Origin of the sequence: Amorphoplanes digitatis (genome assembly GCF_014205335.1) — a bacterium.
Taxonomy (GTDB): Bacteria; Actinomycetota; Actinomycetes; order Mycobacteriales; family Micromonosporaceae; genus Actinoplanes; species Actinoplanes digitatus.
Window position 1 is genome coordinate 7,689,110 of sequence record NZ_JACHNH010000001.1, and the last position, 24,887, is coordinate 7,713,996.

Consider the following 24,887-nt stretch of genomic DNA (forward strand, 5'->3'; position numbering starts at 1 on the left):
ACCCGGCGGCCAACCGTCCGCCCATCGCCAGCGGCCCGTCGTCTAACCCAACATCCCGGTATCCGCTGGCACCCGCCGACTCCGGGAACTCACCCCCAAGAACCTGGCCCGCCAGGCCGCACGGACCCGCCGCCGACTCCGCACCTCCTCATGAAAGACCCCGCGCGCCAGGCCGCACGGACCTCCCGCCGACTCCAGAAATCCCCACCCAAAGCCCAGCCCGTCAAGTCCCACAGACCCGCCGCCGACTCCGGGACTCCCCACCCAAAGCCCAGCCCCGCAAGTCGCACAAGCCCGCCGCCGACTCCGGCACTCCCGCCTAGGGCCCGGCCCGCCAGACCTGCCCCGACCGCCAAGCTAAGCGAGACCTACCCGGCCCCGGAGCCGCCCGCACAGAGCTCGGGCCGCCGAGCGGATCGCGACCCGGAGCGGTTGGGGTGGTGAAAGGCGGTTGGGGTGGTGAAAGGTCGGCCAACGGCGCTGTGGTGTGGCCGGGGCGGGCCGTCGGCGCTTCAGGGCGAGCGGTCAATGCTTGCCGTGGTCACTCAGATCTTCCTGGCAGGTCGCGCCGCCGTCCGGCTCGGCCGCCGGCGGGCGGGCGCCGCCCTCGGCAGGCCCGCGACCGACCGGCCAACGACGCCGATTCGCATGCCGTCCGAGACCGGGGGTCTGCGGCCAACTCCGGCCGGCGCCGAGCACCTCGACGCGCCCCGCCGAAGGAGTGGTTTGGGGTGGTGAATGGGTCCGCCCCCGGCTCCTTGGAGTGGAGTCGGGGGCGGGCCATCAGCGCTTCGAGGGGCGAGCGGTCAGTGCTTGCCGTGGTCGCTGAGGTCTTCCTGGTAGGTGGCGCCGCCGTCGGACTCGGCAGTCAGGGGGCGGGCGCCGCCCTCCGGTGGGCCGGCGACTGACTGGGAGCCGGCGGCGAGTTCTGGGAACTTCGCGTCGAAGGCTGGGCGTTCCGAGCGGATGCGGGGCATCTTGTCGAAGTTGCGCAGCGGGGGCGGGGAGCTGGTTGCCCACTCCAGGGAGTTGCCGGCGCCCCACGGGTCGTCGACCGTGACGAGTTGGCCGACCTTGTAGGACTTCCACACGTTGTAGATGAACGGCAGGGTGGAGGCGCCCAGGACGAAGGAGCCGACCGTCGAGAACGAGTTCAGGAAGGTGAAGCCGTCGCTTGCCAGGTAGTCGGCGTAGCGGCGGGGCATGCCCTCCGCGCCGAGCCAGTGCTGGACCAGGAAGGTGGCGTGGAAGCCGATGAACGTCAGCCAGAAGTGAATCTTGCCGAGGCGGTCGTCCAGCATTCTGCCGAACATCTTCGGGAACCAGAAGTAGATGCCCGAGAACACCGCGAACACGATCGTGCCGAAGAGCACGTAGTGGAAGTGCGCGATGACGAAGTAGGAGTCCGAGACGTGGAAGTCGATCGGCGGGGCCGCGAGCAGCACGCCGGACAGGCCGCCGAAGAGGAACGTCACGAGGAAGCCCAGGGCGAACATCATCGGGGTCTCGAAGCTGATCTGGCCGCGCCACATCGTGCCGATCCAGACGAAGAACTTCATGCCGGTCGGTACCGCGATGAGGAAGCTCAGGAAGCTGAAGAACGGCAGCAGCACCTGGCCGGTGACGAACATGTGGTGCGCCCACACGCTCATCGACAGCGCCGCGATCAGCAGGGTCGCGCCGACCAGGCCCTTGTAGCCGAAGACCGGCTTGCGGCTGAAGACCGGGATGACCTCGGTGATGATGCCGAAGAACGGCAGCGCCACGATGTAGACCTCGGGGTGGCCGAAGAACCAGAAGAGGTGCTGCCACAGCATCGGGCCGCCGGTCTCCACGTCGAAGACGTGCGCGCCGAGGACGCGGTCGGCGGCGAGGGCGAACAGCGCCGCGGCGAGGAACGGGAAGACCATGATCACCAGGAGGCTGGTGACCAGAATGTTCCAGGTGAAGATCGGCATCCGGAACATCGTCATGCCGGGGGCGCGCAGCGTGATGATCGTCGTGATCATGTTGACGCCACCGAGGATGGTGCCGAGACCCGAGATCGCGAGGCCGACGACCCACATGTTGCCGCCGAAGCCCGGCGAGTGCAGCGAGTCGCTCAGCGGCGTGTAGGCGAACCAGCCGAAGTCGGCCGCGCCCTGCGGCGTGAGGAACCCGCCCATGGCGATCATGCCGCCGAACAGGTACAGCCAGTACGCGAACGCGTTGAGCCGCGGGAACGACACGTCGGGCGCGCCGATCTGGATCGGCACCACGAAGTTCGCGAACGCGAACACGATCGGCGTCGCGAAGAACAGCAGCATGATCGTGCCGTGCATCGTGAACAGCTGGTTGTACTGCTCCGGCGACAGGATCTGCATGCCCGGCTGGGCCAGCTCACTGCGCATGAGCAGGGCCATGAACCCGCCCAGGATGTAGAACACGAAGGCGGTGATCATGTACATGATCCCGATCTGCTTCGCGTCCGTCGTCCGCAGGATCCGCGCGAGGGCCGAGCCCTTTACCTGCTGTCGCACCGGCCATGGCCGGGTCACGATCGGCTTAGGCGCAACGGTCGTCACGGATAGCCTCCGGTGTCTCGTTCGTCCCACTGCGTACACCCAAGTGGAAAGGCGTACCTCGCAGGCAGAATAGTCCCCCGCCGACCCCCGGCGGGCGCGGGGTGACCAAAGCTCACCCAGATCTCAGAACGGCTCTACGAGCCCCCGTAGCTGATCTGCGAAGATCGACTGGCCCCGCCTGCGCAGCATAGGGTCGCGCTGCGCGGGTGCCACGTCGCGGGTCCGGTCACGCTCCTGGGTCCAGCCCCTGACCTGGTCACATCGGGCCGCGCGGCGCTTCTCGTACGCGTGCAGCGCCGCCGGCACGTCGTCGGCGCCGGCCTTGAGCACCTCGCCGAGCACCACGGCGTCCTCGAACGCCATGGCGGCGCCCTGCGCCAGCGTCGGCGCGGTCGCGTGAGCGGCATCACCGACGAGCAGGACCGGGCCCTTGGACCAGCCCTCGAGCACCACCTCGTCGGTGCGGGCGACCTGCACCTTCTCCATCGCGTCCAGGATCGCCGGCACCGGGCCGCCGAAGCCCTGGAACAGCTCGCGCACCCGGGCCACCGGGTCCGCCGGGTTGGGCGCACCGGGCTCGACCGTCTCGTCGGCGTGGCAGTACAGCCGGCGGCCGCCCATCGGCATCACGACGAACTGTGACCGGCGCCCGAGCAGGGCGGTCCAGTCGCTGACCGGCGGGCCGCCGGTGACCACGCTGCGGTAGACGATCTGGCCCGTCGGGGTCGCCGCACCGCCCAGCCCGGCCTTGGCCCGGATCGTGGAGCGCCGGCCGTCGGCGCCGACGACCAGGTCGTACTCGGCGCCGGCGCCGCTGTCGAACTCGACCTTGACGGCGCCGTCGATGATCTCCAGATCCCGGACGGCGGTGTCGTAGCGCACCTCGCCGCCGACTCCGGTGAGCAGGACCTGCTGTAGATCTCCGCGGGACAGCGCGCGGCTCTCGCCGACGCCCGCCCACAGCGCGGCGACGTCCAGCTCGAACAGCTCGCCGCCGTCGGAGTCCTGGAAGACCTGCCGGAAGATCAGGTCGCCGAGCGGCCGCAGCGGGGCGTCGAGGCCGAGCAGCCGCAGCGCCCGGGACGCGTTGCCGGGAAGGTAGATGCCGGCGCCGGGGATGGTCGTCGCCGGAAGCTCCTCGACGACGTCCGGACGGAAACCCGCTATGCGAAGGCCTCGGGCCGCCGCGAGGCCGCTGATGCCGGCGCCCACGACGAGGATGCGCAAGGTCATCGCAGCAACGCCTCCGAGGGGTGTTCGATACGCGCCGGAGCCAAGACACTACCCGCCGCCGTCGAAGCGCGGAACCCACGATCATGGTCGCGTCCGATTTGTTCAAGACGACCGGTCCGAGATGGTCGTAGCGTCCTTGCCATGGCACCTACCTTCAATGCGGTCGGCCTCGTAGTGGCCGACATGGAGAAAGCACTCGCGTTCTATCGCCGGCTGGGGCTGGACTTCCCGCCCGGCGCGGAGCGGGAACCGCACGCCGAGACCGAGCTTCCCGGCGGCCTCCGGCTGCTCATCGACACCCACGAGACGATTCTCTCGTTCGATCCCGACTTCACACCGGGCGGCGGAAACGTATCCCTCGCGTTCCTCTGCGCCGGTCCGGCCGAAGTGGACAGCACCCACGCCGACCTGGTCAGCGCCGGGTACCGGTCCCGGAAGGAGCCGTGGGACGCCTTCTGGGGTCAGCGTTACGCCGTCGTGTCCGACCCGGACGGCAACAGCGTCGACCTCTTCGCACCTAAGTGACCAGCTCGCCGAGCGGCACGCCGGCCAGCGCCTTCACGTCGCGGGACAGGTGTGCCTGGTCGGCGTAGCCCGCGACGACGGAAACGTCGGCGAACGGCCGGCCGGACCGGGCCAGGCCGACCGCCGTCTGTAGCCGCATGATCCGGGCGAGCGTCTTGGGCCCGTATCCGAAGGCGGTCCGGCACCGGCGCTGGAGGTGGCGGGCGCTGAGGCCGCACTCGTCGGCGATCGCGCCGACCGGCCGGCCCGCGCGCGCACCGGCGGCGACCGCGACCATCGCCCGGTCGGGATCCCGCCAGCGGCGCCGGGCGAACCCCGACAGCGCCGCGATCGGGTCGTCGGCCTCGGCCAGCGCCCTGACCTCGGCGGGCGCGCAGATCTGGGCGAGCGGGACCCGCCGGTCGGTGAGCTCGTCGGCGGGGACGCCGAGCACGCCGGGGCCGGTGCCGGCCGCGAAGCGCAGCGCGAAGAGCCGGCTGGCCGCCGGCGCCACGCCGACCTGGGCGGTGGTGTCCGGGCCGGCGATGAAGACCGAGCCGTCCTGCCAGATCAGGTCGAGGCAGCCGTCGGGGAGGACGCGCTTGACGGCGCCGGGCGGCATCGTGCTGCGCCAGGCGATGACGTGCGGCAACTCCGCGGCCCATTCGGCGTACATGGTCCGACCCTGGCACGGGGGTACGACACTCTGCGAATGACGCCCGTGTAATTCCGGCGGACAATCGCGATATGACCGACCAGCTGGACGAGTACCGGCGCCGGCGGGACGCCCGGCGCACACCGGAGCCCGTGCCCCGTGCCCGGCCGCCCAGGACCACCGGCAACCGGTTCGTCATCCAGCAGCACCACGCCCGCAGCCTGCACTGGGACGTCCGGCTGGAGCGCGACGGCGTGCTCGTCTCGTTCGCCGTCCCGCGCGGCCTGCCGCGCGATCGGGCCCGCAACCACCTGGCCCGGCACACCGAGGACCACCCGCTCGAATACCTGGACTTCGCGGGCGAGATCCCGGCCGGCGAGTACGGCGGCGGCAAAATGATCATCCACGATCGGGGGACTTTCGAGACCGGCAAGTGGCGCGACGACGAGATCGGCGTGACGTTCCACGGCGAGCGCACCAGCGGGCGGTACGTGTTCTTCCGGACCGGCGGCAACGACTGGATGGTCCGCCGGATGGACCCGCCCGAGCCGGGCTGGCAGAGCATGCCCGAGGCGGTCGAGCCCATGCTCGCGACCCGGGCCGCCGGGCTGCCGCCCGACGATCCGGACTGGGGGTACGAGCTGAGCTGGGGCGGGCGCCGCGCGGCCCTCTTCGTCTCCGGCGGGCGGGTCAGGGTCTGCGACGCCGAGGGTACGGACGTCACGTCGTGGTACCCGGAGCTGCGGCCGCTCGGCGACGCGCTGGCGCCGCTCGAGGCCGTACTGGATGGCGAGATCGTGGCTTTCGACGGCGCCCGAGTCAGCCCTGAGCTGCTGGAACGCCGCAAGGCGCCGCGGGACGCCGCGGCCGCGCGGCGGGCCGCCGAGCGCACGCCGGCGCAGTTCCTCGCCTACGACCTGCTCTGGCTCGAGGGCCATTCCACGGTGGAGCTGGTCCGCTATGCCGAGCGACGGGAGCTGCTGGAGGGGCTCGAGCTGGCCGGCGACAACTGGCAGACGCCGCCCTACTTCCCCGGCGGCGGCGCGTTCGCGCTCGAGGCGGCCCGGGCGCAGGGTCTGCCCGGCGTCGTCGCGAAGCGCCTCGACTCCCCCTACCTTCCGGGCCGCCGCAGCCGGCTCTGGCGCTCGATCGACGCCGATCACGGCGCGCACGAAGATCCTCGATAGTTCTTCAGCCCGGCCCGCGTCACCCGATCTAGGTGGATACCGATCGAGCGGCGGAAAGGGCTATACATGATGCACCGCCCGGCGCCCCCGACCCCCACTGCGAGCACGGACATGTCTGCTGATCTCTGGAAGTCCGCCACCAACGTCCTGGACACCAACTGGTCACACGACCATATGGTTCCGTCCCGCCGCCTCTACCCGCATCAGTGGAGCTGGGACGCCGCGTTCATCGCGATCGGGCTCGCCTACGTGAACCCCACCCGCGCCTGGCGCGACCTGCGCAGCCTCTTCGAGGCGCAGTGGCCCGACGGCCGGGTGCCGCACATCGTCTTCGACCCCGGCACCGCCGAGGAGGACTACTTCCCCGGTCCGGGCTTCTGGGACGTCCCCGCGTACGCCGGGCGCCCCGCCCGTGGCAGCACCGGGCTGGTGCAGCCGCCGCTGCACGCGATCGCCGCGTGGGAGGTCTACCGCCGGGCCGCCTCGCACGGCGCCGAGTGCGCCCGCGCCGCCGGCGACCAGCTCGCCTGGCTGTACCCCCGCCTCGTCGCACAGCAGGAGTACCTGACCGGTCGCCGCGACGCCGGCGGCGACGGGCTGGCCAGCATCGTGCACCCGTGGGAATCGGGGCTCGACAACAGCCCCTCCTGGGACGCGGCGATGTCGGCCGTGCCCGCCGACCTGGAGCTGCTCACCCGGTACACCCGCCGGGACATCGAGAACGCGGACGCGGCGCACCGGCCGACCGACGTCGATTACGCGCGGTACCTGGGGCTGGTCCTCAACTACCGCGCCGGCGGCTACGCGGACACCGGCCTGGCGGACCGCCACGCGTTCGTGGTCGAGTGCCCGTCGTTCAACTCGATCCTCGCGGCAGCCGAGCACGCCCTGGTGCACATCGCCGGCGTCGTCGGCGCGGATCCCGAGGTGCACCGCAGGCGCGCCGAGCGGATCACCAGGGCGATCTCCGAGCACCTGTTCGACGCCGGCACGCAGACGTTCCGGGCCCGTGACGTGCGCACCCGTACGCTCAGCCCGGCCCGGTGTGTCAACGGCCTGGTGCCGCTGCTGCTGCCCGGGCTGCCCGCCGCGCAGGCGGCCGCGATCATGGCCGAGGCGGCGTCGCCGCGCTTCGGCCTGCCGGAGCGGACCGGCCTACCGGTGCCGAGCTACGACCGGACCGCACCGGACTTCGACTCGCTGCGGTACTGGCGCGGGCCGATCTGGATCAACGTCAACTGGCTGCTGCGCCGCGGCATGCTCGTGCACGGCTACCACGGCGAGGCCGAGGACCTGCGGACCGCCATGGTCCGCCTGGTGCACGGTTCCGGGCATTTCGAGTACTTCCACCCGGTCACCGGCGAGGGCATCGGCGCCCCGGCGTTCAGCTGGACCGCCGCCCTCTCCCTCGACCTGCTCGCCGACCGCAGCGTGCCCGCCTACGCCCGGGCCGCCTGAGGATCAGAACATCTCCGCGCCCACGGTCGTGTCCGCACCGTGCCCGGTGTGCACGACCGTATCGGGCGGCAGGGTGAGCAGCCGGTCCTTGATCGAACGCTCGATCGTCGGGCGGTCGCTGAAGGAGCGGCCGGTCGCGCCCGGCCCGCCGTTGAACAGCGTGTCGCCGGTGAAGACGCAGCCCAGCGCGGGTGCGTACAGGCAGACGGCGCCCGGGCTGTGTCCCGGGGTGTGCAGCACCCGGAGCACGCCGCCGGCCACGGTGATCTCCTGGCCGTCGGCGAGCGGCGCCGGCATCGGCTCGCCGCCGTGCACCAGCTTCCAGAGCACCTCGTCCGCCGGGTGCAGCAGCAGCGGCGCGCCGGTCCGCCGCGCCAGCTCGGGCGCGACCCGGACGTGGTCGTCGTGCGCGTGGGTGAGCGCGATCGCGACGACCCGGCGGTCACCCACAAGATCCAGGATCGCCGGTACGTCGTGCGGGGCGTCGATCACCACGCACTCATCGTCGTCGCCGACCACCCAGACGTTGTTGTCGACGTCGAACACCTCGCCGTCCAGCGAGAATGTCCCGTTCGTCACGCAATGGTCGATTCGCATCAGAAGAGCACCACCGAGCGCAGGACGCCGCCGGTGTGCATCTTGGCGAACGCGTCCTCGACCTGGTCGAGACGGATCTCCTCGGAGACGAACGCGTCCAGGTCGAGCCGGCCCTGCAGGTAGAGCTCCGTCAGCATCGGGAAGTCGCGGGTCGGCAGGCAGTCGCCGTACCAGCTGCTCTTGAGCGCCCCGCCGCGGCCGAAGACGTCAAGCAGCGGCAGCTCGATGGTCATCTCCGGGGTAGGCACGCCGACCAGGACCACGGTGCCGGCCAGATCGCGGGCGTAGAACGCCTGCTTGTACGTCTCGGGCCGGCCGACAGCCTCGACCACCACGTCGGCGCCGTTGCCGTCGGTGAGCGCCCGCACGGCCTCGACCACGTCCGTGCCGCGGGCGTTGATGGTGTGGGTGGCGCCGAAGCCGCGCGCCCACTCCAGCTTCCGGTCGTCGGTGTCGATCGCGATGATCGTCGTCGCGCCGGCCAGGGCCGCGCCGACGACCGCGCCGTCGCCGACCCCGCCGCAGCCGATCACGGCCACCGAGTCGCCCCGGGTGACACCGCCGGTGTTGATCGCCGCGCCGATGCCGGCCATCACGCCGCAGCCGAGCAGGCCGACGGCGGCGGGCCGGGCACGCGGGTCGAGCTTGGTGCACTGGCCCGCGTGCACCAGGGTCTTCTCCACGAACGCGCCGATGCCCAGCGCCGGAGAGAGCTCGGTGCCGTCCTCGAGCGTCATCTTCTGCGTCGCGTTGTGTGTGCTGAAGCAGTACCACGGCTTGCCCCGGCGGCAGGCCCGGCAGTTGCCGCAGACCGCACGCCAGTTCAGGACGACGAAGTCGCCCGGCGCGACGTCGGTGACCCCGGCGCCGACCGACTCCACGATGCCGGCGGCCTCGTGGCCGAGCAGGAACGGGAAGTCGTCGTTGATGCCGCCCTCGCGGTAGTGCAGGTCGGTGTGGCAGACCCCGCACGCCTGGATCTTGACGACGGCCTCCCCGGGACCGGGATCCGGCACGACGATGGTGGCAACCTCCACGGGTGCGCCTTTGCCCCGGGCGATGACTCCGTTGACTCGCTGGCTCATGCCATCGCCTCCGCTGGCGCTCCGGCGATGACATTCGTCGGGCGCAGAGTTGATGATTCGCTCGCAGGCTCGCTCATGAGCACACTTTCTCACCTCACGCCGCGATCGCCGAGTGCCGGACCGGGGGATCTTCGACCCTAAATGGACCGCGGCTCGGCGGGTGCCTCGAGGAGCGTCTCGCAGAGCACGCCGAGCTCGCGGACCTGCGGCGGGCTCAGCCTGTCGAACACCAGCCTGCGTACCGCCTCCGCGTGGCCCGGCGCCGAGTCGACCACCTTCCGGAGGCCCTCGTCCGTCAGTACCGCGATCTGCACCCGGCCGTCCCGCGGATCCCGCTCGCGGCGGACCCAGCCCTGCTCCTGGAGCCGGGCCACCACGTGGGACAGCCGGGACAGCGAGGCGCTCGCCTGCCCCGCAAGGTGGCTCATCGGCAGGCGGCGGTCCTCGCGCTCCGAGAGGGTCGCCAGCACCTGGTAGCCCATGTGCGTCAGGCCCGCCTCGCGCTGTAGCTGGCCCTCGAGCGACGCCGGGAGCTTGATGAGGACCTCGACGAAGCGGCGCCAGGCCTGCTGTTCATCGTCGGTCAACCACCGCGGCTCGCCCATGCCAGCAGGTTAGTTTCCCGCGCCGCGCGCCCCGGCGGCCGGGTGGATCGATCTTCCGCATAAAACTTCGGGAAACGAAGGCCAAACAATCGGGCACGTCAATCGACGTTCGTGAACCCCGGGAGTAGGGTCGCGCACGGACTTTCCACTCCGATACAGCGCCGGGGCCGGCTGGCTGGGGGGCCTCGGCCGACCCCGGCGCTGTGTTGTCCGCGCCGGGGTCCGTCGTCCGCGCCCGGGTCAGGACGCCGGCGGCTCGTCCTTGCCGGCCTCTTCGAGCCGGTCGGCCTCTTCCTTGGTCTTGTGCACCGCGCCGTCGGCGTGCTCGGGCGGGCCGTAGACCGTGTACAGCACGAGCGGGTTCGGGCCCTCGTTCGTGAAGTTGTGCTTGTGGCCGGCCGGGACGACGACGAGGTCACCGGCGACGACCTTGCGGGTCGCGCCGCTGACGACGGCTTGGCCGACGCCGCTCACGAAGGTCAGAATCTGGTCCACCTCGTGGACCTCCTCGCCGATCTCGCCGCCCGGCGGGATCGTCATGACCACGAGCTGGGTGTGCTTGCCCGTCCACAGCACGCGGCGGAAGTCCGGGCTCTTCTCGGCAACGGTGGCGATCGTGTAGTGCTCCATGACCAACAGGTACCCAGATCAGGGGCGCTTTGAACGCCGCAGTCTCGAGGCCGGTCGCAGCTCCTCGGCCGGTGCCGGCCGGCCGATCAGGTAGCCCTGCACGTAGTCGACGCCCAGCTCGCGCAGCATGCGCAGGGTCGGCTCGTCCTGGACGAACTCGGCCACCGTGTGGATCCCGTACGCCTGGCAGACCTGCACCAGCGCCCGGACCAGCACCTGGTCCTCCTCGTTGTGGACGAGGTTGACCACGTACTCACCGTCGATCTTGACGAGGTCGATGGGGAAGAGCCGCAGGTAGCGGAAGGACCCGTAGCCCGAGCCGAAGTCGTCAAGGGCGAGCTGGCAGCCCAGGTCGCGGATCCGGTCCGCGAAGTGGCGCGCCTCGCTCAGGTTGCCGATCAGCGCCGTCTCGGTGATCTCAAACGTGAGCTGCTCGGGGTTCACCCCGTATCGCTCGATCAGGGTCTCCACCTCGGCGGTCAGCCGGGGGTCGCCCACCGAGCGGCCGGAGAGGTTGATCTGGAGGCTGAGGTCGCCGCGCGCGGCGGCGAGCTCCAGCGCCCGCTCGACGACCCACAGGTCGATGTCGTAGATCGCGTCGAGGCGCTCCGCGGCGTCGAGCACCTGGGTCGGCGACTGCGGCGTGCCCGCCTCGTCCAGCACCCGCAGCAGCAGCTCGTGCCGGAGCACCCGATTGGTCTGCAACTCGAGGATCGGCTGGGCGAAGAGCGTGAACCGGTCGGTGCCGAGCGCGCCGGCCACCCGGTCGCGGTAGGAACCCTGCCGGTCGCGGGCCGCCACCGGGTCGGCGACCAGGGTCAGCGGCCGGTCGCCCTCGCGGGCCAGCCGCCACGCGTGGTCGGCGTCGATGAGCAGGTCGTGGCTGCCGGCCTCGCCGTCCGGGCGGAACCGGACCAGGCCGCCCCAGACGCGGGCACGCAGCCACGCGTCGGGCAGCACGAAGGACTGCGTGCGCAGCGCCTCCACGAAAAGGTCGGACTGGCGCCGAGCCATCACCCACGAGGCGCCGGCAAGCAGCACGGCGATCTCGTTGGGCCCGGCGCGGCCCAGCAGGTCGTCCGGGCGGGCGATGCTCTCCAGCAGGCGGGCGGCCCGCTGGAGCAGGTCGGCGTTGCCGTCCGCGCGCACACCGTCGGCGTGGTCCGGCTCGATCCGGATGACCACCAGCGCTCCGCCGCCGCGCCGCTGCGCCCGGTCCAGCTCGTCGGCGAAGCGGCCACGGGTCAGCAGCCCGGTCGCCGGGTCGCGCTCGACCACGGACGCCCGCACGGTCTCGCCCCGGCGGCTGAGCCGGGCCACCTCGCGCCGGGCGCGTTCGCGGACGGAGACGTCGCGCAGCTGGCCGCGGATGCCGTGCACGGTGCCGTCGGGCTCGGAGATCGGCTCGAGGCGGCAGTCCACGTCGAACCAGCCGCCGTCGGGGCGCAGCAGCCGGATCGTCGTGCGCACCGCCTCGCGGGCCGTCCAGGCCTGGGTGACCGCGCCGAGCGCCTTGGCGTGGTCGTCGGCGTGCACGTGCCGGGCGAGGATCTGCCGGCTCAGCCCGGCGCCCGTCGGTGGCCGGCCGAGCAGCGCCGTGAGCCCGTCGGACCAGACGATCTCATCGCCGTCCGCCCGGTAGGTGAACCACGCCTCGTCGTCCGCGGGCGGGCGCGGCTCGGGAAGCGGCAGCTGGGGGCCCTGGTTGGGACTCATCCGGGAACGGCGGGCGGGACGGTCGCGCAGCGCGCGAGGGCGTGGTGAGCCTTCTTCGGGTGCCGTCATGCGCCGTCGTTACCTCCCGCCCGAGTGAGTCGATGTCCCTGACCTATTACGACCCGTCACGGGTCGATGTAACAGTGCACGCCCGCGACAATGTTTTCGCAGCTGGCCCAACAAAACACAGAACAGCGGTTTCTCCACCGTTCAGAGTGTGAATTTAGCCGATCGGATGAACGCCCCACCGCGCCACGATCTCGGCCCGTGACCTGCGCGTCCATGACAGACAGTCACTGCCAGTGTTGACTGTGGAACCTACCGCGACGCTCGCGCCGCGAGCCGGGCCGATGTGTACGCAACGCGGTAGTGGATATGCAGCCCGTAACGAGATCGGAGGGCCGTGGATATGGTGGCCCTTCGGGCAGATGAGCGAGGACGACGACGTATGGGCATCATTCGGGACATGCAGCGGGCGCAGGCGACTCAGGACGCCGCGGAGCACCGGGCGCGCACCGCGGCGGAGCAGCAGCGTCAGCTGATCCGGCGCAACGCCGAGCTCGCGGTCGCGGCGGCGCAGCGGGCCGCCTCCGACGCGGCGCGCCAGCGCGAGCAGCGCCGGCTGTACGCGGAGGCGCGCGCCGCCGGCGCCGCGGCGGCGAACGCGGACGTGCGGGCGCGGCTGACCGACCTCGACCTGCTGCTGCTGTCCACGCTGGATGTCGACGACCACATCGACCTGGACCGGTTCAAGAAGCCGGTGCGGGTGCCGCCGTTCGATCCGGGCCGGCTGGGGCGGCCGCTGCCCGAGCCCAGGTGGGAGAGCTTCACGCCGCCGGAGCCGCGCGGCGTCGGCCGGATCCTGGGCGGCGAGCGGAGCCACCAGCAGCAGGTCGCCGCGGCGAAGCTGGCCTTCCAGGACGCCCGCGACCGCTGGGCCGCCGCGGAGCAGCGCCGGCAGCGGCAGCTGGCCGCGCGGGAGCGGCAGTACCAGGAGAACCGCCGGCGCTACGAGGCGAAGCTGATCTCGTACAACGCGGAGGTCGACCGCTTCGCGGCCGCGGTGGCGGCCGCCGATCCGGCCTCGGTCGTCGAGTACTTCGCCATGGTGCTGGGCAACTCGGTCTACCCGGACGACTTCCCGCAGCACTTCCGGCTCGCCTACCTGCCGAAGCAGCGGCACCTGCTTGTCGAGTACCACCTGCCGCCGGTCGAGGTGGTCCCGGTGGTGAAGGAGTACCGCCACGACCGGGTCCGCGACGATCTGACGGCGGTGCCGCGCGACGAGGGCGAGATCCGGCGGCGCTACACCGAGATCATCTCGATGGTGGCGCTGCGGACCGTGCACGAGATCGTCGAGGCGGACCGCGGCGGGCTGGTCGCGGAGGTGCTGTTCAACGGCATCGTGGACACCGTCGACCGGCGCACCGGCCAGTTCGTGCGCCCCTGCCTGGTGTCGGTGCGCACCGACCGGGACACGTTCGCCGCGATCAAGCTGCGCCGGGTCGACCCGGTCGCCTGCCTCGAGCACCTGCGGGCCGGGATCTCCCCCCGGCCGGATCAGCTGGAGGGCGTCACGCCCCTGACCGATCTCGACGCCGAACAGGACTTCACCGGCGAGTTCAACGTGCTCGCCGACATCGACGAGCGGCCGAACCTGGCGACCATGCCGGCCCCGGAGTTCGAGCAGCTGCTCCGCGACCTGTTCGGCAACATGGGCCTGGAGATGGGCGAGGCCGAACCGGGCCCGCGCTGGCTGGCCACGGATCCGCGGCCGCTCTTCGGCGGCCAGGTGGTGATTCACGCCGTACGCGGTGCGCCGGCCGGCCCGGGTGACGTGACCGAGCTGGCCGAGCGGGTCGCCGACGCCGGGGCGACCAAGGGGATCCTGGTCGCCCTCGACGGGTACGAGGCGACCGCGCACGAGACGGTCGCCGGCCGGCCGGTGGAGCTGCTGGACGGGCCCGCGCTGCTCAACCTGCTCGCCGAGCACTCACGGGTGAAGGCGCGGATCGAGGCGGTCCCGGCTTAGCTCGTGGCCGATGGTGGCGTCCACGTGGTCCGGGATCTCGTCGTGCCGGTCGCCGACGGTCGGCGTGCCGGTCGGCTCGAACATCAGGATCTGGGCGCCGCCCGGCGAGGACGGCTTGTGCTCGGTGCCGCGGGGCACCGTGAAGACGTCACCGGTGTGCAGCACGACCGTGCGGTCGCGCAGGGCGATGCGCAGCTCGCCGTCGAGGACCAGGAAGAACTCGTCGGTGTCGTCGTGGGTGTGCCAGAGGTGCTCGCCGGACACCTTGGCGACGCGGACGTCGTAGTCGTTGACGCGGGTGACGATGCGCGGGCTCCACAGGTCGTCGAACGAGGCGAGGGCCGCGGCGAGGGAGATCGGAACGTTGCTCATCCGGCCATCGTCCGGCCTGGCAGCCCGCGCGCGGGAGTGCCAGGAATCGCACATGTCGCAAGAATCCTCGCACCGGAACGGCGACTAGTCCGCGGCTGCCGCTTCGCTGGGAGTCGTCTCTGAGTCCGACGGAGTATCGCCGACGAGCGCCGGCGGCTCGTCGGCACGCCAGGGCGCCACGTCGAGCTCCTCGATGCGCTGCCAGAGCGGGCGCAGGGCCGCCTCCGGCTCGCGGGCGAAGATGCTGCCGCGGATGCGGACGAAGACGCAGTTGCCCACCCGCTCCAGCACCGCCTGCCGGCGCATGTCGCCCTCCCACTGCTCCGGCCCGTGGTACGCGTCGCCGTCGCACTCGATCGCCAGGCGCCGCCCGTCCGGCGCGTTCAGCACGAAGTCGATCCGGTAGCCGCCGATCCGGAACTGCGGCGTCGGCCGGTAGCCGCGTTTCACCAGGCGGCGCAGCACCTCGCGCTCGAAGTCGGACTCGCAGAGCAGCTCCAGGTCCGGCGCCGTGGTCTGCACCGGCAGGTTCACGGCGTAGTTCAGCAGCAGCGCCCGCGCGTCGTCGGCGAGCAGCGACGACGCCCGGACCGAGTGGAAGATCCAGAGTTGGTCGCGGGCCCGCGACGCGGCGACGTTGACCCGGCGGTGATATTCGCGCTTGGTGAACGCGGCCGGCCGCCCGTCGTTGTCGGAGACCACCATCGACACCAGCACCACGTCGCGCTCGTCGCCCTGGAACGTGTACGCGTCGCCGACCCGCAGCCGGCGCGCCTCCATCTCGTCCTCGCCGATCGCCTCCCGCAGCGCGCCCAGCAGGTAGTTCGCCTGGCCGCTGGTGCTGAGCAGGCTGATCACGCCGATGCTCCGGCCACGGTAGTCCGGGTCGGCGACCAGCGCGGCCACCTGCTCGACCAGCGCGTCCGCCTCCGCGACGTTCACGTCCCCGTACGGTGCCAGCGGCTGGCGCACGCCGTCCGGGATGAAGACCGCGCGCACCGGGGCCGACAGCGGCCGGTCCGCGCGCAGCGGCTGGATCTTTCCGTCGTAGTAGTGGCGGGAGGAGAACTCGATGATCTGCGGCACGCAGCGGAAGTGCTCGGTGAGCAGGATCCGCTCGGGCGAGCGGCGCACCGCGTGGTCGTACAGCGAGGACTCGGGGTCGAAGTGCTCGGCGGACGGCACGTCGCCGAGGTGGCTGTGTATCAGCGCGGAAACCGAGCCGACGAAGCCGAGCTGCGGCCCGATCTGCTGGTCGTCGCCGACCACCACGGCCCGCTCGGCCAGCGACAGCACCGGCAGCGCGAACAGGTCGGCCTGCGACGCCTCGTCCACGATCACCACGTCGAAGTGCGCGCCGCCGGCGAACTGCTCGATGGCCCGGTCCACCGACATGACCCAGACCGGCACGGCCTCGACCGCGGACGCCATCGCCCGCTGCGCGTGCGCCTGCCAGGCCGCCGCGGTGCGGCCGGTGCCCTTGCCGATCTTGCGAAGCGCCGTGGTCCAGTCGGCCAGCGCGGCACGCCGCCGGTCGTCGAGCGCCCGGGCGACCTCCAGCCAGGCGGACGCGACGACCAGGTCCCCGGTGAGCCGCCGGATCTTGTCGCGGCCCAGCTCGACCCGGCGGTTCAGCACTGCCGGGTCGACGCTGCCGACCACAAGGTCGAACCACGTCTGCGCCTGCCGCCACTGCCAGGCCCGCATGCAGGCGGCGCCGGAGACGGCCGGCACCAGCCCGGCGTCGACCTGGCCGGCCCATTCCGGCGCCACCCGCGCCAGCCGGTCCAGCAGCTCGGCGTAGCGCGCCGCGTCGGGCCCGAGCGCGACCAGCCGGCGTGCCTCGGCGACCAGGGCGTCCCACTGCACCAGCTCGGGGTCGAACCAGGCCGCGGCGAGCTCCGGCCACGGCACCAGGCCGTCGGCGACCGCGCGGTCACGCGCGTCCAGCTCGTCGAGCTCGAAGACCACCGGGCTGTCGTCCAGCAGGGCCGAGACCTCGGCCAGCCGGGCCGCGTCCAGCTCCAGCTCCTGCTGGGGTACGAGCACCCGCAGGCGCGCGGAGAGTTCGGGCCACTGGCGCGCGTCCCAGCCCAGGGAGCGTTCGGCCTCGGCGAGCAGCGTTCCCGCCCACACCTCCGGGTCGCCCTGGCGCTCGGGGATGTCGAGCCGCCGGACCCACTCGGCCCAGTGCTCGCCCAGCCGGCGCTGCGCCTGCGCCCGGCGTATCCAGGCCGCGGCCAGCTCGGCGTCCTCGACCGTGCGCAGCGGCTCGCCGTCGACGCGGACCTCGTCGGCGATGCGCCACAGCCCGGGTGCGAGCAGCCGGTTGACGCCCCGGCCCGCGGCGAACCGCTCCCGCAGCTCGCCGACGCCGGCGAGGAGCCGCTTCGGCTCGGCCACCAGCGCGGTCGCGGCGGTGACACGATGCCCGCCGAGGACGCGGGCGAGTTCGGCGAGCGCGCGCTGGAGCTCACCGGTCGCCCGGACGTGGTCGGTCCACATCGTGGCCCAGTGCGGGTCGGACAGCAGCCGCCCGAGCCGGTCGGTCCACGTGCCCTCGCGCCGGTGCAGCCACGCCACCGCGTCCCGCAGCCCTTCCAGCAGCTCGGATACGAGGCTGGGCCCCTGTGCGCGTACGGAATCGGTGTCGACGCCGGCCATCTCCAGGCGCGACGCGCGGTCGGCGGCCGCGTCCCGGTCGGCTCGCGATCGTCGTGCGGTCTCCGCGGGGGGCAGGTCCGCGACGTCCGGCAGCGGGCGCAGCGCGGCCGCCCGGTCCGCGGGCGCGAGGCGCGCGGCGAGGTCGAGCAGCGCCGCGAACTCGTCCGCGGACAGCGGCGGCGGTTCGGACGGGGTCACCGGGTCGGTGATGCCGCCGTCGGCGGCGGCCCGCTCCCGCAGCCAGGCCCCGACGTCGGCGGGCGAGAGCTGGACATCGTCGATCCGGTACGTCGCGGCCTCGTTCTCGGCGATCGCCCGCAGGCCGCCCAGGGCGGTCGCCAGGTCCCGCTCGGCCTCCTCGAGGCGGCGGGTGAGCCGCTCGACGCGGGCCGCCTCGGCGGTCTTGTCCAGGGTGGCGGCCCGGTCGGAGAGCTCACGCGCGGCGAGCTGTAGCTGGACCAGCTGGTCGGTGGTGCGGCCGAGGACGGCCAGGCAGAGCGCCCGCACCTCCTCGGGGAGGCCGTCGCGCAGCACCCGCAGCGGATCCTCCTTCTGCGCGACGACGAGCACCCGCTTGCCGTTGGCCATCAGGTGGCAGATCAGGTTGCGGATGGTGTGCGTCTTGCCGGTGCCGGGCGGGCCCTGCACGGCGACGTTGCGGTGCAGGGCGAGGCGGCGCGCGATCGACTCCTGCGCCGCGTTGGTCGGCAGCGGCATGAGCAGCCGCTCGCCGACCCGGTGCCAGTCCTCGGGCCGGTCGTCGGGCATCCGGAGCCGGCTCGGCTCGTGCGCGACGATCGCGGCAAGCGCGCCGACGCTGCCCGTCTCGCCGGCCAGCAGGCGGTCGCGCAGGTTCTCGAGGAAGCCGCGCAGCAGTCGCTGCCGGGGCCGGGCGAAGAGGATTCCGGTGTCGACCAGGTGCGGCCCGGTCGCGCTCTGCCCCGGCGCCACCAGCCGGCGTTCGTAGCCGAGCCGGCCGAGCGCGCGCTCGAAGAACTCGCGGCGCTCCAGGTCGTTCCACAGGTCGACCTCGAGGGTGCCGGCCGGCCCGGCCAGGGCGAGAAGCTGGCCGAGGTAGCGCTCGTCGAGCCCGGCGAGCGCGTCGGTCTGCAACCGGGACGGGCCCTGCGGCGAGACGGTGATCAGGGAGCGGTCCGGCTCGTACTCGATGATCACCGGGGTCGCGACAAGCGGATAACGCACCCGCTGGTCGCCGACGGCGGTCTCCAGGATGCCGTGCCCCCAGACCAGCTCGGTGGTCGCGGCGGTCATGTCGATCTGGTGCATGAGGTCGAAGAGCTGCCGGTGCAGCGTGCGGGCCTTCTCGGCCTCGCGGCTGAGCAGCGCCCACGGCCGCCAGACCTGGTCGCGCCAGGCCTCGAAGCCCGCGTCGGCCGGGCCGTCCGCGGCGTCGTCGGCGTCGTCGGCCTTGGGCTCGTCGGTCGCGCTGATCTCGTTGAGCCGGCGCCGGAGTTCGGCGGGCACCGCGACCGGGCCGGGCAGGTCCGGCAGCCCCACGCGCAGCCAGCTGGTGCCGTCGGGCGCGGGCCCGAGCTCGACGGCCGGGTGCACGGGCAGGGAGTCGAGGCGGTGCGCGTCGGCGGGCACGGTCCGCGCGGGACGTTCCATGTGTGCGCGGACGGCGAGCAGGTAATCCGCGACGGAGACGGCCCGATCCCGGATGACCGTGTACGACTCCGGCTGCGGCGGGGACATTCTTCGCAGGTTATCCGACGTTCGCAGCCGGGCGCTCGATACGGCGCCGCGCCACCGGCTCGGTCAGGCCTCCTCGGGGTCCCGGCCCTGCGCCGCGCGACCGCCGTCGATCGGCAGCACCACGCCGTTGATGAAGCTCGCCGACTCCGACAGCAGGAACGCGACGACGTCGGCGACCTCCTCCGGGCGCCCCATCCGGCCCAGCGGCTGGAGCAGCCGGATCTCCCGCGCGAAACGCTCGGCACCGGCCGGGGTGAGCCCGGCGAGATGCGCGTCGGACCGCTCGGTCGCGATCGACCCGAGCGCCACCGCGTTGACCCGGATGCCGCGCGGTCCATAGTCGACCGCGAGCGCCCTGGTCAGCCCCTCGATGGCCGCCTTCGCCGTGGCATAGGCGAGCGCACCGCGTACCACCCGCTGCGCCTGGTGCGAGGAGATGTTCACGATCGCGCCGGCGCCGCGCGGCAGGAACGCACGGACGGCGGCGGCGCTGCCGACCACCACCGGGTCGAGGTTGCGGTGAATCAGCGTGGCCACCTGGTGCGGCGGTGCCTCGTGCAGCCACACGTCGGCGAAGACCGCGGCGTTGTTGACCCAGCCGGCGAGCGGCGCGGGCACCGCGTCCGCCGCGCGCCCGGCGACCGCGGGATCGGCGGCGTCACCGATCACCGGCACGATCCGCCCGGCCGCCGGATGCGTGGCCGCCCAGCCGAGCGCGGCGGCGTCGAACTCGATCACCGCGACGTCGTGGCCCGCGCCGGCCAGCCGCTCCACGACGGCCCGGCCGACGCCGCGCCCGCCGCCGGTCACCACGTAGGAAGCCATGCCTCAGCCTGCCAGCCCGGCGCGCCGGCCGCGCGAATCCCTCCGGACGCAGGCCGTCCGCCGCCCACCGTGGCGGGCGACGGACGGAGATTGCCGGCGTGTCAGGGGAAGCGCATGCGGCGGGGCCGCGGGATAACCGGTGGCGGCAGGGGCAGGTCGTCGAGGTGGCTCCAGCTGAGCGCCCCGTTCGCGGTCGACTGGATCTCGCCGAGGCAGGCGCGCAGCAGCCCGAGGTTGGCCGCGCCCGCGAAACCGGCGATCACGACCTCCGGCGTCGGCTCGATCATGGCGATGGCGGCGCAGATCTTGGCGACCTCACGCTCATCGACCGCGTCGAGCGGCAGCGGGGCCTCGCCCTGCGAGCGCCGCCACGGCGGTCCGAAGCGGCGCAGCAGCTCGCGGGCCAGCCGCCCGAACGAGCGGCCCACCTCGGCGTCGCGCATGGACATGCGCGCCGACTGGCCGTAACACCAGGGCACCACGACATGGCCATTGATGACGACGAGCTGATAGACGGATTTGGGAACGCTGATCACCTCGGCGCCGGGCAGCGTGCCGAGAAAAAGGACCAGCTCCTCGTACGGCAAAGGCCAGCGCGGGTTCGCTAACACTCGTTCGGTGGTAGTCGTCGTGGCGGGGTGAGCGTTGACCTCGCGGTCGATCGCGGTGCTCAATGCTTCGGGTACTCGGGTCCAGAGCTCCCCTGCGATCTTGTCGCCAAATTGCTCGACCACCCACTCACTAGGACCGACCAGAACGTCTGGACGCATTCGCTACCACCACCGTCCGTGTCGCTGGCGCTACGTCTGGCTAGAAGAGTTCCACTCCCGGAGATCGACAGGAAGACAATCAGGACCAGTTTTCAAAAACATCCATGAATGAAAATAAGCAGGACAGCCATACTGTTGCCGCAGAGGTGGATCAGCAGGTCCGTGACCCGCATCACATGCAAATTGCACGGCGAACCGCTCGTGCAAGTTGCATGTGAGATCGATGATCTGTCCTCTATCTGACAGTAAACCGCTCCCACATTTCGAGCGGGTGACCGTCCTGCAAACAGCTACGGACGGTGCTCAACCCCTCGTCGCGGCGCACGCCAGTTGGTAGGGTGCCCGGCTGTGATCGGCGAGGTCAACATCGCGCGGCCGGCCACCCGGCGGACAGACCGCTGGGTGGCAGTCTTCGGGGTGCTGACTCTGCTCTGCGGAGGCTTCTTCACCCTCAGCCTGACCTACAGCCGCGCCGCCGCGACCCGGTCGCAGAGCGCCGAGCGGACGATCCGCGCCACGCTCGACCGCCAGGGCGCCGCGCTGCTGCGCGGCGACAGAACCGGATGGCTGAGCACCGTCGAGGAGTCCCTGTCCGGAGACTGGGCCCGCCTGTACGCCAACCTGCGCGGGCTTCAGGTGTCGGGCTGGCTACCGCGTACCCGGGGAGTAGCGGGCGGACCGGTGTGGGACGCGGAGGTACAGATCCGGGTCTGCTTCGCCGCGCCGTCGTGCGCCCGCACGCCGGAGACGTACGTTCCGCTCGGCGACGTCATCTCCGCCCGTACGAAATGGACGGTGCGCGGTGACCGCGCGGTCCTGACGGGCTTCGAGCAGTCCGCGACCGACGGCCCGGTGCCGTGGAAGAGCGAGACGCTGACGTTCGCCACCGGCCGGCGGGTGGTGGTCGCCGCGCCGGAACACCTGCCCGGCGCGACACCCGCACAATGGCTGCCCGCGGCCGAGCGGGCCGCCCAGGTCGCGGACCGCTACGCCCTCACCGAGCCGAAACCGGGCCGCTACCTGGTGTTTCTGGCCGGCCGGCCCGAGTGGGACACGGCCGTGGGAACGGACCGCGAGGCCGCCGCCTTCGTCGACAGAACCAGCGAGTCGACGGCGTTCGCGGTGGTCGACGCGACCGGCCTCGGCGCCGACTTCGCGGACGAGATTCTGCTCCGCCACGAACTGGGCCACATCGCGACGCTGCTCGGCACGCTGGACAACGGCGACGAGTGGGCGGTCGAGGGCATGGCCGAGTACATCGCGTACGCGGGCCGGCCGGTGAGCTCCTACGAACTGATCCTGGACGCGCGCTGGCACGTCGAGCACACCGGCTGGCGGGGCAGGCTGGATCTGGAGTGGTCGACGGACCCCTCGGAACGGTTCGGGCTCTACGCGATGGGCTTCCTGGCCATGCGCTGCATCGCGCAGGAGTACGGGGAGCCGAGGCTGCTGAACTTCTTCACGGAGGTGGTCCGGCGCGGCGAATCGCCGGACGAGGCGTCGCGGTCGGCGCTGGGCGCGCCGTGGGTGGCGGTGGAGCGCACCTGCCGGCCGATCATCGCGGGCTGGGTCAAACGCTGAGCTGCTGACCGGGCGGTCAGCCGGACCGGGAACGGCGCCGTGCGAACGCCAGCACCACACCCACGCCCGCGACGACAAGGACACCGATCCCGGCGATCGCGACCGGCGGGATGCCGGAGTCGTCCTCCTCCGGGCCGGAGATCGGCGGAGTGCCGGTCGACGCCGAGGCGGCGGAGCCCGGTGTCAGGGAGGCGGCCACGTCCAGCGCGGCCACCAGGTCCAACTCGCCGTATCCGTAGGCGTCGTCGCGGCCGGCGGGGCCCTTGTCCACGGCGGCGGCCTCCAGCGCCTGGACGACCTGGGCGGCGGTGAGCCCGGGATACTCGGACCTGATCAGAGCAGCAGCCCCGGACACGATCGCCGCCGAAACGCTCGTGCCCTCGACCCGCTCATACGGCTTGCCCTCATCACCGTTCGCCACCACCACATCAGCGCCGGGTGCGGACAGATCGAGCTGTGGACCCTCGCGAGAGAAGGATGCGTGTTTCCCCGCGCGGTCCGTGGCCCCGACGGCAATCACCTCGGGATATGCCGCGGGATACACGCTGTCGGCATCAGCCTCGTGGCCATTTCCCGCACCGGCGACCAGCACGACATCCGCCTCGGCGGCCTTCTTGATCGCCACCGCCAAACCGTCACTCCCCACGGTGAGGAACGACATGTTGATCACCGTGGCCCCGTGCTCGACCGCCCAATCGATCGCCTTGCTGACTACCAATGGGCTGCCGGCCGGTGACACCGGCAGGATCTTCGCAGCGGGCGCGATGCCCAGCACTCCGTTGCCTCCGGACCGTCCTCGGCCGGCAATGACGCCCGCCATTTGCGTGCCATGACCCTCAAGATCATCGCGACCATCGCCCTTGCCCAACACGTCGAACCCGGGCAGCACAGCGCCCTTCAGATCCGGATGCGCGGCCCATACCCCGCTGTCGATCACGGCAACGGTGATGCCGGCACCCTTGGTGGACCGGTGCGCCTCCTGCACGCGCAAGCTCTTCAGATACCACTGCTGGTCCCGGTACTGATCAGCATGTGCCGGCGGCGCACACACGACGAGCGTGGCGAGGGATGCCAGGATCGCCGCTGCTGCTCGGCAGGCGGACGGCGTCCTCACTCATACCAACCGATGACGCCAGGCCCAGGATCATGACGGGGTTGCGCCCGCGAAGGCTCGATGACGGGAGGGACCCCCTCCGCAGTTGCCCATGGGTTGTCGGGATCGAAGGGCAACGCTCTGCCGTCCTCGCCGCCGCGGTTACGGGATCCTGCCATCGGCGATCCCGGCAGGACCGCGCCGCGGGCTGCGCTGCCACGGTTCGCCTGGCCGTTCGCACGAGCACCGGGCGGCCCAGAGCTCTGCGGTAGCCATGACGGCGTCGCCGGTTTGCCCGAAGGGCTTCCGCCGCCCCGTGCGCCACCATGCCGATCACCGATCCGGGCAGCGCACGCGGCCCACCTCGGCCGAGGGGAGAGCGCACCGTGCCGGGTGCGCCCGGCGCACCGCCACCGATGACCAGGCCCGATGGTGCCGGGCCCGGGGTCGGAGTTGGCTGCGGAGCAGGCGCGGTTCCCGACGGCGCAAGACCCGGGGAGGTCACCACCTCTGCTAACCCCGGTCCTGGTGCCGCACCGTTGGGCCCCGCCAAGCCGGAGTTCGGCAGCGGAGGGGGCGGATCATGAGGAACGTCGACAACGCCGGCCGACCCACCGGCAGCCGAGTGTCCGTCCGGGCCCGATCCGCGATCGCGGGGATCCGACACCGGATCACTGACATAGGCGCGCGGCTTGAACTCATAGAGGTCCGGTGGCTTGATCGTGTTGTCGGGGTGAGCCACGACCCTTTCGGCCTCGCGCATCTGCTCGCGCGCCTTCTCGTCCAACTCGTCCTCGGCGTTGTCCCACCAACCTGGCACCCAGTCGTCGCTCTTATCCAGATATGACTGATACAGCGGCTCGATTGTCGTCTTCGCCTGCCGCAGCGCCTCAAGCACTTGACTCAGAGCACCTGCGTTCGAGTCGGCAATCCGCTTGTTCTCCGCCATGTTGAGGAGCAAGTCATCGATCATGTCGACGAACGCCGCTGCGGCCTTGTTCCGCTCCGGAGGCCAGGCTCGTGCCAGGGATTCCTTTGCTGATTCCAATCGTTTGCGTTGATCGTCGAGGAGTCCGGCCATCGCGGCCAGCGCCGCGACCTGGCGCCAGGACTCCGGATCGTCCTCGCCCGCCACCATCGCCCAGATCCTCGGCGTGTTGTAGGCCGACCAGGGCGTCGCTCCGCTCGGAACGAAGACTCCGTCGCTCATGGCGTCGTCCCGCCGTCGCGGGCCGTCCGCGCCCGCTCGGTCGCGGCCGTCAGCAGGTGGTTGATGTCGCGTGCGGACCGGTCGTCGACGGTCCGGAAATCCCTCGCTGCCTGCTCGGCGGCGTCCGCCAGGATCTTCGCCGCCTCTACGAACCGGCCGAGGTTGGTGAGGGAGTTGGCCAGGGCCTTCCCGTAGTTCTCCTTGGTCCGCAGCAGCGGCACACTCGCATTCCGCTGCCCGAAGGTGATCCCCGCGGAGAACGACCGCCGAGCCCGCTCGACATCCATCGGATCGACCTCGACGGCGTAAAAGCCCACGTCCCCGGCGAACCTGTCCAGCCCACCGGTCTCCACGTTGATCGATCCGTCGCCCATCGCAGCCTCCCGCGCC

General features: G+C 71.8%; 20 protein-coding genes. 5 read left to right on the top strand and 15 right to left on the bottom strand.

Features of this window, described 5'->3' with window-relative positions; translation table 11 throughout:
- Nucleotides 1–806 precede the first annotated feature (806 nt).
- Entirely contained in the window at nucleotides 807–2,564 is a 1,758-nt protein-coding gene (gene ctaD / locus BJ971_RS33850; protein WP_184997372.1) for an aa3-type cytochrome oxidase subunit I, read from the bottom strand.
- 123 nt (nucleotides 2,565–2,687) lie between these two features.
- Nucleotides 2,688–3,797, bottom strand: a complete 1,110-nt coding sequence (locus tag BJ971_RS33855; RefSeq protein ID WP_184997373.1) for an FAD-dependent monooxygenase — start codon at nucleotides 3,795–3,797, stop codon at nucleotides 2,688–2,690.
- Between the two features lie 141 nt (nucleotides 3,798–3,938).
- On the opposite strand from BJ971_RS33855, the gene BJ971_RS33860 reads away from it, so the two are divergent.
- Entirely contained in the window at nucleotides 3,939–4,322 is a 384-nt protein-coding gene (locus BJ971_RS33860; protein ID WP_184997374.1) for a VOC family protein, read from the top strand.
- Here the strand turns inward: BJ971_RS33860 and BJ971_RS33865 are convergent.
- Entirely contained in the window at nucleotides 4,315–4,977 is a 663-nt protein-coding gene (locus tag BJ971_RS33865) for a helix-turn-helix transcriptional regulator (protein WP_184997375.1), read from the bottom strand. The genes BJ971_RS33860 and BJ971_RS33865 overlap by 8 nt on opposite strands.
- A 71-nt stretch (nucleotides 4,978–5,048) precedes the next feature.
- Here BJ971_RS33865 and BJ971_RS33870 point away from each other — a divergent pair, with 71 nt between their 5' ends.
- A complete protein-coding gene (locus BJ971_RS33870; RefSeq protein WP_184997376.1) occupies nucleotides 5,049–6,143 on the top strand; it encodes a DNA polymerase ligase N-terminal domain-containing protein in 1,095 nt (364 codons plus the stop codon).
- A 111-nt stretch (nucleotides 6,144–6,254) separates the two neighbouring features.
- Nucleotides 6,255–7,601 (top strand): MGH1-like glycoside hydrolase domain-containing protein, encoded by a 1,347-nt coding sequence (locus tag BJ971_RS33875; protein ID WP_184997377.1) that lies wholly within the window; start codon nucleotides 6,255–6,257, stop codon nucleotides 7,599–7,601.
- 3 nt (nucleotides 7,602–7,604) lie between these two features.
- Here BJ971_RS33875 and BJ971_RS33880 read toward each other — a convergent pair whose 3' ends face one another.
- The 5 genes from BJ971_RS33880 to BJ971_RS33900 form a co-directional block, all read right to left on the bottom strand.
- Nucleotides 7,605–8,198 (bottom strand): MBL fold metallo-hydrolase, encoded by a 594-nt coding sequence (locus BJ971_RS33880; protein WP_184997378.1) that lies wholly within the window; start codon nucleotides 8,196–8,198, stop codon nucleotides 7,605–7,607.
- Nucleotides 8,198–9,283, bottom strand: coding sequence for an S-(hydroxymethyl)mycothiol dehydrogenase (locus BJ971_RS33885; RefSeq protein WP_184997379.1), 1,086 nt, complete (start codon nucleotides 9,281–9,283; stop codon nucleotides 8,198–8,200). The genes BJ971_RS33880 and BJ971_RS33885 overlap by 1 nt, the downstream gene beginning before the upstream one ends.
- 137 nt (nucleotides 9,284–9,420) lie before the next feature.
- Nucleotides 9,421–9,888, bottom strand: a complete 468-nt coding sequence (locus BJ971_RS33890) for a MarR family winged helix-turn-helix transcriptional regulator (RefSeq protein ID WP_184997380.1) — start codon at nucleotides 9,886–9,888, stop codon at nucleotides 9,421–9,423.
- A 240-nt stretch (nucleotides 9,889–10,128) separates the two neighbouring features.
- Nucleotides 10,129–10,518: a cupin domain-containing protein gene (locus BJ971_RS33895; RefSeq protein WP_184997381.1), complete on the bottom strand. Its 390-nt coding sequence runs from the start codon at nucleotides 10,516–10,518 to the stop codon at nucleotides 10,129–10,131.
- Between the two features lie 18 nt (nucleotides 10,519–10,536).
- On the bottom strand, nucleotides 10,537–12,234 hold the full coding sequence (locus tag BJ971_RS33900; RefSeq protein ID WP_184997382.1) for an EAL domain-containing protein: 1,698 nt from the start codon (nucleotides 12,232–12,234) through the stop codon (nucleotides 10,537–10,539).
- A gap of 466 nt (nucleotides 12,235–12,700) precedes the next feature.
- Between BJ971_RS33900 and BJ971_RS33905 the strand changes: the two genes are divergently transcribed.
- Entirely contained in the window at nucleotides 12,701–14,266 is a 1,566-nt protein-coding gene (locus tag BJ971_RS33905; protein WP_239087620.1) for a restriction endonuclease, read from the top strand.
- On the opposite strand, the gene BJ971_RS33910 is transcribed toward BJ971_RS33905, so the two are convergent.
- From BJ971_RS33910 to BJ971_RS33925, 4 genes are all read right to left on the bottom strand, one after another.
- A complete protein-coding gene (locus BJ971_RS33910; RefSeq protein ID WP_184997384.1) occupies nucleotides 14,228–14,638 on the bottom strand; it encodes a cupin domain-containing protein in 411 nt (136 codons plus the stop codon). The genes BJ971_RS33905 and BJ971_RS33910 overlap by 39 nt on opposite strands.
- An 84-nt stretch (nucleotides 14,639–14,722) precedes the next feature.
- Nucleotides 14,723–19,018 carry a PDDEXK-like endonuclease domain-containing protein gene (locus BJ971_RS33915; protein WP_184997385.1) on the bottom strand — a complete coding sequence of 1,432 codons (4,296 nt, stop codon included), beginning with the start codon at nucleotides 19,016–19,018 and terminating at the stop codon, nucleotides 14,723–14,725.
- A gap of 63 nt (nucleotides 19,019–19,081) precedes the next feature.
- The gene (locus BJ971_RS33920; RefSeq protein ID WP_184997386.1) at nucleotides 19,082–19,843 is read right to left on the bottom strand and encodes an SDR family NAD(P)-dependent oxidoreductase; all 762 of its coding nucleotides are present in this window, start codon (nucleotides 19,841–19,843) and stop codon (nucleotides 19,082–19,084) included.
- A gap of 101 nt (nucleotides 19,844–19,944) precedes the next feature.
- Complete coding sequence (locus tag BJ971_RS33925) at nucleotides 19,945–20,577, bottom strand: hypothetical protein (protein ID WP_239087619.1); 633 nt, start codon at nucleotides 20,575–20,577, stop codon at nucleotides 19,945–19,947.
- Nucleotides 20,578–20,961: 384 nt separating this feature from the next.
- Between BJ971_RS33925 and BJ971_RS33930 the strand changes: the two genes are divergently transcribed.
- Nucleotides 20,962–22,194, top strand: coding sequence for a hypothetical protein (locus BJ971_RS33930; protein ID WP_184997388.1), 1,233 nt, complete (start codon nucleotides 20,962–20,964; stop codon nucleotides 22,192–22,194).
- Nucleotides 22,195–22,210: 16 nt separating this feature from the next.
- Here BJ971_RS33930 and BJ971_RS33935 read toward each other — a convergent pair whose 3' ends face one another.
- Genes BJ971_RS33935 through BJ971_RS33945 form a run of 3 tightly spaced genes read right to left on the bottom strand, consistent with a single transcriptional unit; the run spans nucleotide 22,211 to nucleotide 24,871 of the window.
- Nucleotides 22,211–23,179, bottom strand: coding sequence for a S8 family serine peptidase (locus BJ971_RS33935; protein ID WP_239087623.1), 969 nt, complete (start codon nucleotides 23,177–23,179; stop codon nucleotides 22,211–22,213).
- A 40-nt stretch (nucleotides 23,180–23,219) separates the two neighbouring features.
- Nucleotides 23,220–24,497, bottom strand: coding sequence for a hypothetical protein (locus BJ971_RS33940; protein WP_184997390.1), 1,278 nt, complete (start codon nucleotides 24,495–24,497; stop codon nucleotides 23,220–23,222).
- Nucleotides 24,494–24,871 (bottom strand): hypothetical protein, encoded by a 378-nt coding sequence (locus BJ971_RS33945; protein ID WP_184997391.1) that lies wholly within the window; start codon nucleotides 24,869–24,871, stop codon nucleotides 24,494–24,496. The genes BJ971_RS33940 and BJ971_RS33945 overlap by 4 nt, the downstream gene beginning before the upstream one ends.
- Between the last annotated feature and the right edge of the window lie 16 nt (nucleotides 24,872–24,887).

Excerpts from the sequence above, each read along its gene's own strand:
- BJ971_RS33855 (WP_184997373.1), bottom strand. The coding sequence starts at position 3,797 with ATGACCTTGCGCATCCTCGTCGTGGGCGCCGGCATCAGCGGCCTCGCG.
- BJ971_RS33860 (WP_184997374.1), top strand. The coding sequence starts at position 3,939 with ATGGCACCTACCTTCAATGCGGTCGGCCTCGTAGTGGCCGACATGGAG.
- BJ971_RS33865 (WP_184997375.1), bottom strand. The coding sequence starts at position 4,977 with ATGTACGCCGAATGGGCCGCGGAGTTGCCGCACGTCATCGCCTGGCGC.
- BJ971_RS33870 (WP_184997376.1), top strand. The coding sequence starts at position 5,049 with ATGACCGACCAGCTGGACGAGTACCGGCGCCGGCGGGACGCCCGGCGC.
- BJ971_RS33875 (WP_184997377.1), top strand. The coding sequence starts at position 6,255 with ATGTCTGCTGATCTCTGGAAGTCCGCCACCAACGTCCTGGACACCAAC.
- BJ971_RS33880 (WP_184997378.1), bottom strand. The coding sequence starts at position 8,198 with ATGCGAATCGACCATTGCGTGACGAACGGGACATTCTCGCTGGACGGC.
- BJ971_RS33885 (WP_184997379.1), bottom strand. The coding sequence starts at position 9,283 with ATGAGCCAGCGAGTCAACGGAGTCATCGCCCGGGGCAAAGGCGCACCC.
- BJ971_RS33890 (WP_184997380.1), bottom strand. The coding sequence starts at position 9,888 with ATGGGCGAGCCGCGGTGGTTGACCGACGATGAACAGCAGGCCTGGCGC.
- BJ971_RS33895 (WP_184997381.1), bottom strand. The coding sequence starts at position 10,518 with ATGGAGCACTACACGATCGCCACCGTTGCCGAGAAGAGCCCGGACTTC.
- BJ971_RS33900 (WP_184997382.1), bottom strand. The coding sequence starts at position 12,234 with ATGAGTCCCAACCAGGGCCCCCAGCTGCCGCTTCCCGAGCCGCGCCCG.
- BJ971_RS33905 (WP_239087620.1), top strand. The coding sequence starts at position 12,701 with ATGCAGCGGGCGCAGGCGACTCAGGACGCCGCGGAGCACCGGGCGCGC.
- BJ971_RS33910 (WP_184997384.1), bottom strand. The coding sequence starts at position 14,638 with ATGAGCAACGTTCCGATCTCCCTCGCCGCGGCCCTCGCCTCGTTCGAC.
- BJ971_RS33915 (WP_184997385.1), bottom strand. The coding sequence starts at position 19,018 with ATGTCCCCGCCGCAGCCGGAGTCGTACACGGTCATCCGGGATCGGGCC.
- BJ971_RS33920 (WP_184997386.1), bottom strand. The coding sequence starts at position 19,843 with ATGGCTTCCTACGTGGTGACCGGCGGCGGGCGCGGCGTCGGCCGGGCC.
- BJ971_RS33940 (WP_184997390.1), bottom strand. The coding sequence starts at position 24,497 with ATGAGCGACGGAGTCTTCGTTCCGAGCGGAGCGACGCCCTGGTCGGCC.
- BJ971_RS33945 (WP_184997391.1), bottom strand. The coding sequence starts at position 24,871 with ATGGGCGACGGATCGATCAACGTGGAGACCGGTGGGCTGGACAGGTTC.